Consider the following 12,777-nt stretch of genomic DNA (forward strand, 5'->3'; position numbering starts at 1 on the left):
ATGTCTAATAAATTACTTCTTGCTTTTGCCGTAATTGGAATTATCGTCGTATTTTCTTGTGGTTTGCTATTACCGATGCCAATCGGATTTAAAGTATCAATGATTACAGCCGGTGTCATGATGATTGTTATGTTTTCAATCATTATTCCGTTTGATAGAAAACATATAGTACGGAAAAAAGGATATAAAATTGATTTTACAAAAACAAAAGTGTATTTTCGCTGGAATGTATTTGATACGATTTCGGCTTGTTTGGCAGTGTATGCGTGCATATGTGTGCAAGCATTAAATATTTTAGTTTCAACCGGACAGACAATTCAAAACCCGTATGTTCAATTTTTTACGAATCAATCGCAAGTATGGATTATTGTCGCAAGTTGCTATTTAATTTCCCGCATTTCGTTAACGTTAAAAGGAATAAAGGAGATCAAAAATCATGGCGCAGATTGGGATTGAGGAGGAGCTCATGCTTGCGTATCAAAGTGGAGATAAACAGGCGGGAGAAAAACTATATGTTTTGATCAAACCAACGCTATACACATTTTTGTATCGATTTAACCGAGATGAACAATTAAGTATCGATCTCGTGCAAGATACGTTTTTGACGTTAGAACGTAAGAAACATATGTATGAACCTGAAAAAGGCAAAATAAAAACGTATTTATTTCAAATTGGTTATCGTCTTATGATTAATAAATTAAATAGAAGAAAAAAGTGGCGTACGCTTTTGCCGTTTTTAGTGCCGATTCAGGAAAAAGAATTTTCTATCGAAGACCGGCTCACGGTAAGAGCGGCAATTTTGAAAGTTCCTGAAGAACAGCGGGCTGTCCTTATTCTTTCTTATTATCATGATATGCAGCAAAAAGAAATTGCAGAGATATTAAACATTCCGATTGGAACAGTGAAGTCGAGACTCCATAACGGGATAAAGAAACTGAAACAATTGCTGGAGGTGGATGAAATTGAGCGAAAATCCCTTTAAGAGTGAATATAAATTAAAACAGCATTTAGATAGTGACCATGTAGAAATACCGGATTTTCCAAAAACGGTAAGTCGCTTCGATCGATTAATCGGATTTCTTGGTTCTCCAGCGAAAGATCCTGTGGAGGCAACGATTGGAAATGATTTATCGGTTGTGTTTCATGTATCGTTATTAGTTGGAGTTCCAATTCTTTCTCTTATTACGATACTCTTTGCGACGTTGTAAAGGATTGGCAAGGAGAGAAACCCTACCTCTATTTGACACGCCTATATAAATGATGGTATAAAGAAAAGTATATGAATAATTGAGCGTGGAAAGGGAGAAGTAGTGATCATTTCCCTGTTTTAGAGAGCTGATGGTCGGTGGAAATCAGCACATAGATGATCGCGAATTACGCCCCTAGAGCATCTTTTTTCGATTGAATTGTATTCAAAAGGGAAAAGACGGTGCTAAGCCGTTATGTAAATAAGGTGGTAGGCTTTTTTTGTCTGCAACTAGGGTGGTAACGCGATGATCAAAATCGTCCCTTATTTAAAGGGGCGATTTTTTTATGTTTTCAACCTTCACGCCAGTAATGAACTTAAAGGAGAGTATGTAGGATATGGGTATTTTACAAGATCTTGAATTTCGCGGTCTAATTAACCAGCAAACAGATGCTGAGGGCCTTGAGAAATTATTAGAAAAAGAAAGCGTTAAATTATACTGTGGTTTCGATCCGACAGCGGATAGCTTACACATCGGTCATATGTTACCAGTATTAATGTTACGTCGTTTCCAATTAGCTGGTCACCAACCAATCGCACTTGTTGGCGGTGGTACTGGTATGATCGGTGACCCAAGTGGTAAAAAAGCTGAACGTACATTAAATACGAAAGATACAGTTGCTTACTACACAGAAAGCATTAAAAACCAACTTTCAAACTTCTTAGAGTTCGAAAACGTGGACAACCCAGCAACAATGGCTAATAACTATGATTGGCTTGGTAACTTAGATGTAATTTCATTCTTACGCGATATCGGTAAAAACTTCGGTTTAAACTATATGTTAGCAAAAGATACAGTAGCATCTCGTTTAGATACTGGTATTTCATTTACTGAGTTTAGTTATATGATTTTACAATCATACGACTTCTTAAACTTATACCAAAACCATAATTGCCGTCTACAAATCGGTGGTAGTGACCAATGGGGTAACATTACAGCTGGTCTTGAATTAATCCGTAAATCAGAAGAAGATGCGAAAGCGTTCGGTTTAACAATTCCACTAGTTACAAAATCTGACGGTACGAAGTTTGGTAAAACAGAGGGCGGCGCAATTTGGTTAGACCCAGAGAAAACAACTCCTTACGAGTTCTACCAATTCTGGATTAACACAGATGACCGCGACGTTGTTAAATACTTAAAATACTTCACATTCTTATCTCATGAAGAAATTCTTGAGCTTGAAAAGCAAGTAACTGAAGCACCAGAAAAACGTGCAGCACAAAAAGCATTAGGTTCTGAAATGACTAAACTTGTTCATGGCGAAGAAGCATTAGAGCAAGCGATTAAAATTTCAGCTGCATTATTCAGCGGCTCTGTAGCAGAACTGACTGCAAGCGAAATCGAACAAGGATTCAAAGACGTACCATCTGTAGAACGTACTGCAGAAGATACAGTATTAATCGACTTACTTGTAGAAAGCAAAATCTCTCCATCAAAACGCCAAGCACGTGAAGATGTAACGAATGGTGCAATCTACGTAAACGGTGAGCGTACACAAGCATTAGACTACGTTGTAACAGAAAACGACCGCATCGAAGGTAAATTCACAATCATTCGCCGCGGTAAAAAGAAATATTTCTTAATTCGTTACTAATCAGAAACGAATATAAAACAAATAATACCTCGAATTGTAGGCTGAAAAGTCTATGATTCGGGGTTTTTTATGTACGAATTTAGATTGCCTTACGAGTTCTTGTAAATAGAATATGAAGAATTAATACGATCATATAAAGTAAGCTAATGAGCATAACAATAAATGCTGTTGGATAAAATTTTGCCGCATATATAAAGAAATCGATTTGATAAATATCTTGGTAATTTGAAACGGTGCCTTTAAAGTAATTCGTAAACTTAGCGCTATATTTCCATTCATCGGGATAGTCTATTAAATTACTCCCTTGATACCAACTAATCAAAGCTGAAGTAATAAACAGCATAAACGAACTGCCTAGTTGAACCATTTGGTTTATTGTCAAAATGAAACAACCTCCTATTTAATGGTTATTATAGCGTGCATTCGTATTCCTGTAACCTTTTTGTTGTAATCTCCTTTTCGAGTTCATACGGAAATCACATGTAAGCGGTATGATAAATGTATAACAAATAGAAAGGAGTGGTAAAACAAAATGTCACTAGAAGCGCTCATTATTTTTTCTTTGCTAAACGCTGGTCAGCTTGCAGAGCATTCGAAGGTTGATGTACATAAAGAGCAGAAAGATGCTTATGTATATGTTCAAAAAGAGGAAAATAAATAATTTTAATATATAAATAAAAGCTATCAGAGAGAACGTTTTAGTTTCTTTGGTAGCTTTTTCTATTGAGATATAATTTGGAAGTAATGAAAAAAGGAGTAGTCTGAAAATGAAATGATTATATGTTTAAGGGAATAAGTATAACAGCATGTAATGAAGATGGATTATAAAATTTTGCACAATAAACTGAGCTAGTATTAAAGAGAATCCAATCGTTGGAATGAATAAAAGAGAAGTAAGGACGATTATCCATAACTCATGAAAAAACTTCCTTGAAGTATCTTACTATACATACGACATTTATATAAATAAAAAAAGCCCAGGCCCCTTGATAAACAAGGTTCCTAAGGCTTTTAATAATACTCTTTGCAGAGTACCGAGATTAACGAGAGTAGAACTCTACGATTAATGCTTCGTTGATTTCAGCTGCTAACTCAGAACGCTCAGCGTGACGAGTGTAAGTAGCTTCTAACTTATCAGCATCGAAAGTTAAGTATTCTGGTACGAAGTTGTTAACTTCGATCGCTTCTTTAACAACAACAAGGCTGTTAGATTTTTCGCGAACGCTGATAGTTTGGTTAGGTTTAACGCGGTAAGATGGGATATCTACGCGAGCGCCATCAACCGTGATGTGACCGTGGTTTACTAATTGGCGAGCTGCACGACGAGTGCGAGCTAAGCCCATGCGGTAAACTAGGTTGTCAAGACGAGCTTCAAGAAGGATCATGAAGTTTTCGCCGTGCTTACCAGGCATTTTACCTGCTTGGTCAAATGTGCGACGGAATTGACGCTCAGTCATGCCGTACATGTGACGAAGTTTTTGTTTCTCTTGTAATTGTAAACCGTATTCTGAAAGTTTCTTACGTTGGTTAGGACCGTGAGGACCTGGTGCGTAAGGGCGTTTTTCTAATTCTTTTCCTGTGCCGCTTAGAGAGATTCCAAGACGACGAGACAGTTTCCATGCTGGACCTGTATAACGAGCCATAGTTGACTCCTCCTTTAAAAATGTTTTTATTTTCGTAAAATAAAAACAGACGTAATCGATATTTACGGGTATTTTGTTTTCATGTACCTTCGCTCCAGCAGCAGGGAGTTACGAGATACACCTCCGCAGAGGAACAAAATACAAACGATAAACTCACATTACAAGGCTGCCTTTTTATTTTACACAAACGCTATTATATCTTTTACTTACAGTTTCGTCAAGAGACTCCCTTTTTGTTTTATGCAGATAAATTTTGGGAATTAACAAGAAGGAATTTAAAACAATATAAAAGAAATGATAGAAACACAAATAAAACGCTTACATAAAATGTGGTAAAAACGTTCATCAGTTTTTTACTGGTGGATATGTGGCAATAAAGACATAAGGGGGATGTTTTTATGAAAAAGAAGCATATGGAGACAGCGTTAATTCATCACGGTTATACATCAGAGGAACATAAAGGAAGTTTAACACCACCTTTATTTCAAACGTCTACATTCACATTTGAGACTGCGCAACAAGGAGAAGCGAGTTTTGCGGGAGAAGATCCATCTTATATTTATTCAAGGCTTGGGAATCCAACTGTGAAATTATTTGAAGAACGTATGGCTGTTTTAGAAGATGGAGAGGAGGCGCTGGCGTTCGGTTCAGGTATGGCAGCCATTTCAGCAACTTTAATCGGTTTTCTAAAGGCTGGAGATCATATTATTTGTTCAAATGGATTATATGGATGTACGTACGGTTTTTTAGAAGTATTAGAAGAGAAATTTATGATTACGCATTCGTTTTGTGATATGGAGACAGAGACTGATATTGAAAATAAAATTCGTCCAAATACAAAGCTCATTTTCGTTGAAACACCGATAAATCCAACGATGAAATTAATTGATTTAGAAAAGGTGATCGGGGTAGCGAAGCGCAATGATTTGCTTGTTATTGTCGATAATACGTTTTGTTCCCCTTATTTACAAAGACCTCTTGAACTTGGTTGTGACGCCGTCGTTCACAGTGCGACAAAATATATTGGTGGTCACGGGGATGTTGTAGCGGGTGTAACAATTTGTAGAACGAAAACGTTAGCTGATAAAATTCGTCCGATGCGAAAAGATATCGGCGGTATTATGGCGCCGTTTGACGCGTGGTTATTGTTACGCGGATTAAAAACATTAGCAGTAAGAATGGATCGTCATTGTGATAATGCGGAAAAAATTGTATCGTTTTTGAAAAATCATGAAGCAGTAGAAGGTGTTTGGTATCCCGAGGGAGAATTAGCATCCCGCCAAATGAAACGAGGCGGGGGCGTTATTTCTTTTTCAATTAAAGGCGGGAAAGAGGAAACACAGTCGTTTATCAATGACCTCCATTTTATTACAATTGCCGTAAGTTTAGGTGATACAGAAACGTTAATTCAGCATCCAGCGACGATGACGCATGCAGCTGTTCCAGCTGAACTAAGAAAAGAAATGGGTATTTTCGATAATTTAATACGCCTATCTGTCGGCTTAGAATCATGGGAAGATATCGTTTCTGATTTAGAACAGGCACTAAAGAAGATATCTACTGTTAGTAATCAATAAAGTGAAACTTTAATCAATGGGGGTTTTGTCCATCCCCCGCTGATTATTAGCCCTCACAAATCGGGCTTTTACGGGCAGTTATCGCCCACCTAACTTCCTTGTATTCGCCGAATTTACTGCCCGTTAATGCGGGATAAAAAAGAGTGAGCTATCGGTTTCGTACGTTACGTACGTAATCGATAGCTCACTCTTTTCTTTATTAAATATGTTTTAGGAGTGTTTCCACAAACTTTTCTAAATAGTGCTGATCTACTTCATCGAAACGATCTTTTTCAGGACTATCAATATCAAGCACACCAATGATATTTCCTTCTTTCATAATCGGTACAACGATTTCAGAATTAGAGGCACTATCGCAAGCGATATGTCCTGGGAATTGGTGAACATCTGCTACAAGTTGCGTTGTTTTTGTTTCAGCTGCAACGCCGCAAACACCACGTCCGAACGGAATACGCACGCAAGCTGGCATCCCTTGGAATGGTCCAAGAACAAGTTGATTTCCTTCTGTTACATAAAAGCCAACCCAATTAACGCGATCTAAAAATTGATTTAATAGTGCGGACGCATTTGATAAGTTTGCGACTACGTTCGGTTCGCCAGTTAATAATGCATCCAGTTGTTTAATTACTGTCTCATATTGCTCTTCACGAGATCCTGCATAACTTTCTTTTGTAAACATGGAAACAACTCCCTTTTTAGCGAGATATGTAAAACGATAGCAAAATACGATGTATTTCACATGACTTTGTCGATAGAAAATTAAAGGAATTTGTCTTAAAAGTCAAGAAATTTAAACTATAGCTGTTCAGTGAGAGGAAGTGAGCGCATGAAACAGACGAAACAAAAAGTAATTGATGCGGCAATATCGTTGTTTAACACGAAAGGTTATGATGGAACGTCGGTGCGAGAAATTGCAAAGCGAGCGGATGTGAATGTAGCGAATATTTCATATTATTTTGCTGGAAAGCAAGGGTTATTAGAACAGCTTATTACTGATTTTTTAGAAGGATATATTCACGTAATTGAAACGTCATTTGAACAGAGAGAATATTTATCGGCTAAAGATGTGATGGTGCAAATGGTGCGCGGGATTTTACGATATCAATTTGATAATAGAGAACTGACACGTTTTTTTTATAGAGAGCTTTCGCTTGATACGACATTAATTCGTGAAGTGATGACCGTTTATTTTTCTAGAGAAAGATATTATATAGAGCAAATCATTAAACAAGGACAAATGAAGCAAGAATTTAAAAAGGTATCTTTTACAATGTTTATGACGCAATTAAAAGGCATGATGAATATGCCGTTTTTATATCCACAATATATATCAGAGGTGCTACACTCATTTCCGTCTGAGACGTTTTTCTTAGAAATGTATACGAAGGAAATTGAGCAATGGATGGAACGAACATTATATAAAGCGAGTATGTATTATGAACTACCAAGAGCTGTTCATATGTGAAAAATCCCCACCTAACGAACTGAGGTGGGGATTTTTATATGTTGTTTTCTTTGCCATAAATTGTTGCATACTAGCGCAATAATTGTTAATGAACAGCTAATTGTATACCTAGAAATATGTGATGTAAGGAAAATGATTATGAATGTGTTTCAATGTATGGGCGCGAAACCAATAATTGCGGTTGAAACATCTTATGCAGAACCGATGATTACGATGGTAGGAGCTGGACTTGGTATAACATTGCTTCCGGAAACCGCGTTACAGTAAGCCGTAATGCGAGGTAACGTACGTGCGATTTCTGTAGAACCACCACTAATGCGAAAGATTTATTTCGTCTCTCATATGAAAGAGAGCTCGTTATCCGGCATTAACTGCCCGTAAAAGCCTTACCTTTATTGCATTCATTTGAGGACGGATAATGGAATAAGTGGAATATTAAGAAATATTACAATCACATGTAAAGAAACATGAAATTTTAAAAAAAACTAGGTCAAAAACACGTCATTACATGGTATGATTAGAACATTGTTAGTTGTTAAATATAGGGGAATTCCCTTTTTATACATAATGCCTTCCATTTCATAAACGGAACGGACAAAAAAAGAGATATAACTAGGAGGCTTTTTTGCATGGATTCTATCCTGACGATCGTTATCATTGTAGTAAGCTCTATTCTAGTGCTGCTCATGATAGAGCTTGTGATAAGAAATCGTTCATATAAAGATATTGAAGCACTGGAGCAGTGGAAACAAGAGATAAAAGATAAACCTGTGGCAGATGAACTAAAGCGGGTAAAAGATTTAAATATGACAGGTCAAACAGAAGAGCTGTTTGGTAAATGGCGTGAAGAGTGGGATGAAATTGTATCAACAACTCTTCCGAAAGCTGAAAAAGATTTAGGGCAAGCGCGAAAATTCGCCTCGCAATTCTCCTTCCGCAAAGCAAAGCATGCGATGAAAGAATCCATAAGTGGTTTAGATGACGCTGATAATCGTATTACAGACATTTTAAATGAATTACAGCAACTGTTAGAAAGCCATGAGAAAAATAGCGCGGAAATTGAAGGGTTACGTGATACATATCGTAGTATGAAAAAGAGCGTTCTTGCTCATCGACACATGTATGGAGCAGCTGAGCAAAAAATTGAAGAGATGTTAGATGTTGAATCCGAGAAGTTCAAAACTTTTGAAGAGGCAACAGATAATGGTGATTATTTAAAAGCGAGAGAAATTGTTATTAGTTTAGAAGAAGGCTTAGCAAGTTTAGAAATCGTTATTCATCAAATTCCGGATTTATTGGTAGAGTGTCAAGCGACATTACCAGTTCAGCTGGAAGATTTATTACAAGGCCATGATGATATGATAAGACAAGGCTATGTATTAGAGTATTTGGAAATCCCTAAAGAAGTCCGCGATATGACGACACAACTACACACATGTTTAATGGATATACAGGAACTTCATATAACAGAAGCAGCAGAAAAAGTAGAGAACTTAAAAACTCGTTTAGACAGTTTTTATGATCAACTTGAACAAGAAGTGCATGCGAAACATTATGTGGAGCAAAAAACACTGTCTGTTTATGAAGATTTAGAAGAAATTCGTACAGAAACAATTGAAACGAAAATAGAAACACAACTTGTGAAACAAAGTTATCAATTACAAGACAAAGATATTGAGTCACAAAAAGTAATTGAAAAGCAAATGCATATTTTAATGAAACGTTTTGAAGTGTTACAAATACGCGTTGCTGAACAAGATATTGCATTCTCTATCATTCGTGAGGAACTAGAAGAGGTTTATGAGCAATGTGAAACTTTAAAAGTACTTCATGCAGAATATAAAGAAATGCTGCAAACGATGCGCAAAGAAGAATTTGAAGCACGTGAGAAGTTACAAGAAATGCGAAATACAATTTTTGAGACGAAACGTTTTATGCAAAAGTCGAATTTACCAGGTCTTCCAGAGAGTATTATGGAAGATTTACAAAAAGGGCAAATGGCGATGCAAGCTGTATATGAGCAATTAGAAGTAAAGCCGTTAAATATGAATACTGTAAATAGCAGTTTAGAAGAAGCATACACAGTTGTGAATGGTGTATCTGAAATGACAGAAGAAGTAATTGGACAAGCTTATTTAGTTGAAAAACTAATTCAATACGGTAACCGATACCGCAGTCATGATGAGAATCTTGCAGAAAGCTTAAATTATGCGGAGAAATTATTCCGTGAATATCAATACGATGCAGCTTTAGAACAAGCGGCTTCTATATTAGAGCAACTTGAACCTGGTGTTGTTCAAAAAATAGCTGAATATGTAGACAATGAGCAAACCCTTTAATAAAGGGTTTGTTTTTTTGTGTAATTTTGAAGTCGATGTTGCTATAATGAATAGCGGAATACAGTAAGGTTGTTCGTTTCAAAATAAAGTGAAACCATAAGTGATGGGGTTTCATCCACCACTGATTATTAATCTTCACCACTCAGTATGCCTGCAAATGGCCGGGGGAAATGTACACTTTTATATAAAAACGGAACCTTTGAGTAGTCTTAGCGTAATTACACGTATTTGTGATATGATTATATGATGTGATAGCGCTGAAAGGGGAAGAACGATGATCTATTTTGATAATAGTGCGACGACGAAGCCATATCCAGAAGCGCTTCAATCGTACGTAACGGTTGCAGGGAAATATTTTGGTAATCCTTCTTCTATTCACTCGCTTGGAGGAGAGGCAGAGCGTCTATTAACACAATCGAGAACGATTGCGGCACAGCTCCTTCACGTTAAACCTTCTGAAATTATTTTCACATCAGGTGGAACGGAAGGGAATAACCTTGCGATTAAAGGGATAGCGATGAGGAATCGTTCGCGCGGCAAACATATCATTACAACAAATATTGAACACGCGTCTGTGTTTGAAGCATATAAACAATTAGAAGATCTCGGTTTTGATGTAACGTATTTACCGGTTAACGAGCACGGTGTTGTATCGGTAGAAGATCTAAAACGAGAACTTCGTGAAGATACGATTCTTGTGTCAATTATTCACGTGAACAACGAGACTGGAGCGATTCAGCCCGTTGCTGAAATTGGAACATTATTAACGAACTATCCGAAAATAAGATTCCACGTGGACCATGTACAAGGGATAGGAAAAGTACCACTTGATTTATACGCTTCTCATATTGACCTTTGTTCAATATCTGGACATAAATTTCATAGCGTAAAGGGGACAGGTCTTCTTTACGTACGTGATGGTGTAAGATTAGATCCAATCTTATCAGGTGGTCAACAAGAGCTCAAGTATCGTTCAGGTACAGAAAATTTACCTGGTATTGTAGCGATGGTGAAAGCACTTCGTATGACGATGGAACAAGTGAAAGAAAAGATAGTTCATTTGCAAAATTTACAAACAGAGCTGGTCCGTTTCTTTAAAGAGATGGAAACTGTAACGATTAATACATCACTTGAATATGCGGCACCGCACATTTTAAATGTATCATTTGTCGGTTTAAAACCAGAAGTAGTCGTTCATGCTTTAGAAGAGCATGGTGTATATGTATCGACGAAGTCTGCTTGTTCTTCAAAAGCAAATGAAGTGAGCAGAGTACTAGTGGCAATGGGAGTACCGCACGCCGCAGCTACAAGTGCGATTCGCATTAGTCTAGCACCAGACAACACGATGGAAGAAGTAAAACAATTTGAAGGTATTGTTAAAGAGACGATGCCAAAATTATATGAAGTGATGAGGTAAAGAAATATGATGACATATGAATATATTTTAGTTCGTTATGGAGAAATGACGACAAAAGGAAAGAACCGTTCTAAGTTTGTAAGTACGTTAAAAGATAATGTGAAATTCAAATTAAAAAAATTCCCAAACATTAAAATTGATGCAACACATGATCGTATGTACATTCAGTTAAATGGTGAAGACCATGAAGCAATTTCTGAAAGATTGAAAGATGTATTTGGTATTCATAAGTTTAACTTAGCAATGAAAGTACCATCAGAATTAGAAGATATTAAAAAAGGTGCATTAGCAGCTTTCTTACAAGTAAAAGGTGATGTGAAAACATTTAAAATTACAGTGCACCGCTCTGATAAGCGCTTCCCAATGAAGACGATGGAGTTACTTCCAGAAATCGGTGGGCACATTTTAGAAAATACAGAGGATATCACAGTAGATGTTCATAATCCAGATGTGAATGTACGTATAGAAATTCGCAGTGGTTACAGCTATATTATGTGTGGTGAGCACATGGGAGCTGGCGGTTTACCAGTTGGCGTTGGCGGAAAAGTAATGGTACTTCTTTCTGGTGGTATCGATAGCCCGGTAGCAACTTACTTAACGATGAAACGCGGCGTATCTGTGGAAGCAGTTCACTTCCATAGTCCACCTTTCACAAGCGAGCGCGCGAAACAAAAAGTAATCGATTTAGCACAAGAGTTAACGAAATACTGTAAACGTGTAACACTTCACCTTGTTCCATTTACTGAAGTGCAAAAAACGATTAATAAAGAAATCCCATCTAGCTATTCTATGACAGTTATGCGTCGTATGATGATGCGTATTACAGAGCGTATTGCAGAGGAGCGTAATGCACTTGCAATTACGACTGGTGAAAGTCTTGGACAAGTAGCGAGCCAAACGTTAGATAGTATGCATACGATTAACGAAGTGACAAACTATCCTGTTATTCGTCCGCTTATTACGATGGATAAATTAGAAATTATTAAAATTGCAAAAGAAATTGGAACGTATGATATTTCAATTCGTCCATATGAAGACTGCTGTACAGTATTTACACCAGCAAGTCCATCGACGAAACCGAAGCGTGAGAAAGCAAATCGTTTTGAAGCGAAGTACGATTTCGCGCCGTTAATTGAAGAGGCTGTAGCGAACAAAGAAACAATGGTATTACAAACAGTAGAAGTAGTGGCTGAAGAAGAAAAATTCGAAGAACTTTTCTAAACCCATAAATTACCACATTCAAATGTGCATGAAGTCATGTTGTTTATCACACTCTATACTCACAAGGAGGTGATACAACATGGCAAGCACAAATAAATTAGCAGTATCTGGTGCTCAAGCAGCATTAGATCAAATGAAATACGAAATCGCTCAAGAGTTTGGTGTTCAACTTGGAGCTGATGCAACATCTCGCGCTAACGGATCTGTTGGTGGCGAAATTACTAAACGTCTAGTTTCACTAGCTGAGCAACAATTAGGCGGTTACCAAAAATAA

At 37.1% G+C, this 12,777-nt stretch carries 14 protein-coding genes, 1 pseudogene and 1 other annotated feature; of the genes and pseudogenes, 12 read left to right on the top strand and 3 right to left on the bottom strand.

The features are described 5' to 3' along the window. The 4 genes from JFU54_RS08550 to tyrS all read left to right on the top strand — a co-directional run bounded on the left by JFU54_RS08550 (position 1) and on the right by tyrS (position 2,841). Positions 1 to 456 carry a hypothetical protein gene (locus tag JFU54_RS08550; RefSeq protein WP_061674736.1) on the top strand — a complete coding sequence of 152 codons (456 nt, stop codon included), beginning with the start codon at positions 1 to 3 and terminating at the stop codon, positions 454 to 456. Further along, complete coding sequence (locus JFU54_RS08555; RefSeq protein ID WP_201064235.1) at positions 437 to 982, top strand: RNA polymerase sigma factor; 546 nt, start codon at positions 437 to 439, stop codon at positions 980 to 982. Before JFU54_RS08550 ends, JFU54_RS08555 begins: the two co-directional genes overlap by 20 nt. Further along, entirely contained in the window at positions 963 to 1,208 is a 246-nt protein-coding gene (locus tag JFU54_RS08560) for a hypothetical protein (protein ID WP_001293781.1), read from the top strand. Before JFU54_RS08555 ends, JFU54_RS08560 begins: the two co-directional genes overlap by 20 nt. A gap of 77 nt (positions 1,209 to 1,285) precedes the next feature. Continuing rightward, positions 1,286 to 1,514 (top strand) — a binding site (T-box leader). A 70-nt stretch (positions 1,515 to 1,584) separates the two neighbouring features. Continuing rightward, positions 1,585 to 2,841 carry a tyrosine--tRNA ligase gene (gene tyrS / locus JFU54_RS08565; protein ID WP_201064236.1) on the top strand — a complete coding sequence of 419 codons (1,257 nt, stop codon included), beginning with the start codon at positions 1,585 to 1,587 and terminating at the stop codon, positions 2,839 to 2,841. 79 nt (positions 2,842 to 2,920) lie between these two features. Here the strand turns inward: tyrS and JFU54_RS08570 are convergent, their stop codons facing one another. Continuing rightward, the gene (locus JFU54_RS08570; RefSeq protein ID WP_201064238.1) at positions 2,921 to 3,223 is read right to left on the bottom strand and encodes a YjdJ family protein; all 303 of its coding nucleotides are present in this window, start codon (positions 3,221 to 3,223) and stop codon (positions 2,921 to 2,923) included. Between the two features lie 150 nt (positions 3,224 to 3,373). On the opposite strand from JFU54_RS08570, the gene JFU54_RS08575 reads away from it, so the two are divergent. After that, a complete protein-coding gene (locus JFU54_RS08575; protein WP_000050938.1) occupies positions 3,374 to 3,502 on the top strand; it encodes a hypothetical protein in 129 nt (42 codons plus the stop codon). A 379-nt stretch (positions 3,503 to 3,881) separates the two neighbouring features. On the opposite strand, the gene rpsD is transcribed toward JFU54_RS08575, so the two are convergent. Next, positions 3,882 to 4,484, bottom strand: coding sequence for a 30S ribosomal protein S4 (rpsD, locus tag JFU54_RS08580; protein WP_002015568.1), 603 nt, complete (start codon positions 4,482 to 4,484; stop codon positions 3,882 to 3,884). 398 nt (positions 4,485 to 4,882) lie between these two features. Here rpsD and megL point away from each other — a divergent pair, with 398 nt between their 5' ends. Next, positions 4,883 to 6,061, top strand: coding sequence for a methionine gamma-lyase (megL, locus tag JFU54_RS08585; protein WP_201064239.1), 1,179 nt, complete (start codon positions 4,883 to 4,885; stop codon positions 6,059 to 6,061). A gap of 199 nt (positions 6,062 to 6,260) precedes the next feature. On the opposite strand, the gene JFU54_RS08590 is transcribed toward megL, so the two are convergent. Next, positions 6,261 to 6,740, bottom strand: a complete 480-nt coding sequence (locus tag JFU54_RS08590; protein ID WP_201064241.1) for a GAF domain-containing protein — start codon at positions 6,738 to 6,740, stop codon at positions 6,261 to 6,263. A gap of 147 nt (positions 6,741 to 6,887) precedes the next feature. Between JFU54_RS08590 and refZ the strand changes: the two genes are divergently transcribed. The 6 genes and pseudogenes from refZ (at position 6,888) to JFU54_RS08620 (ending at position 12,777) form a co-directional block, all read left to right on the top strand. Beyond that, positions 6,888 to 7,526, top strand: a complete 639-nt coding sequence (gene refZ, locus JFU54_RS08595; protein ID WP_002088994.1) for a forespore capture DNA-binding protein RefZ — start codon at positions 6,888 to 6,890, stop codon at positions 7,524 to 7,526. 87 nt (positions 7,527 to 7,613) lie between these two features. Next, positions 7,614 to 7,907: pseudogene (locus JFU54_RS08600) on the top strand (LysR family transcriptional regulator substrate-binding protein); the annotation flags it as partial. Positions 7,908 to 8,155: 248 nt separating this feature from the next. Next, positions 8,156 to 9,865 (top strand): septation ring formation regulator EzrA, encoded by a 1,710-nt coding sequence (gene ezrA, locus JFU54_RS08605; protein WP_033709498.1) that lies wholly within the window; start codon positions 8,156 to 8,158, stop codon positions 9,863 to 9,865. A 274-nt stretch (positions 9,866 to 10,139) separates the two neighbouring features. Further along, positions 10,140 to 11,282 carry a cysteine desulfurase family protein gene (locus tag JFU54_RS08610; protein WP_201064242.1) on the top strand — a complete coding sequence of 381 codons (1,143 nt, stop codon included), beginning with the start codon at positions 10,140 to 10,142 and terminating at the stop codon, positions 11,280 to 11,282. A gap of 6 nt (positions 11,283 to 11,288) precedes the next feature. Continuing rightward, entirely contained in the window at positions 11,289 to 12,503 is a 1,215-nt protein-coding gene (gene thiI, locus JFU54_RS08615; protein ID WP_002067574.1) for a tRNA uracil 4-sulfurtransferase ThiI, read from the top strand. A 79-nt stretch (positions 12,504 to 12,582) separates the two neighbouring features. Beyond that, positions 12,583 to 12,777 (top strand): alpha/beta-type small acid-soluble spore protein, encoded by a 195-nt coding sequence (locus JFU54_RS08620; RefSeq protein WP_000168891.1) that lies wholly within the window; start codon positions 12,583 to 12,585, stop codon positions 12,775 to 12,777.

It is taken from the genome of Bacillus sp. TH19 (assembly GCF_016651075.1).
Taxonomy (GTDB): Bacteria; Bacillota; Bacilli; order Bacillales; family Bacillaceae_G; genus Bacillus_A; species Bacillus_A mycoides.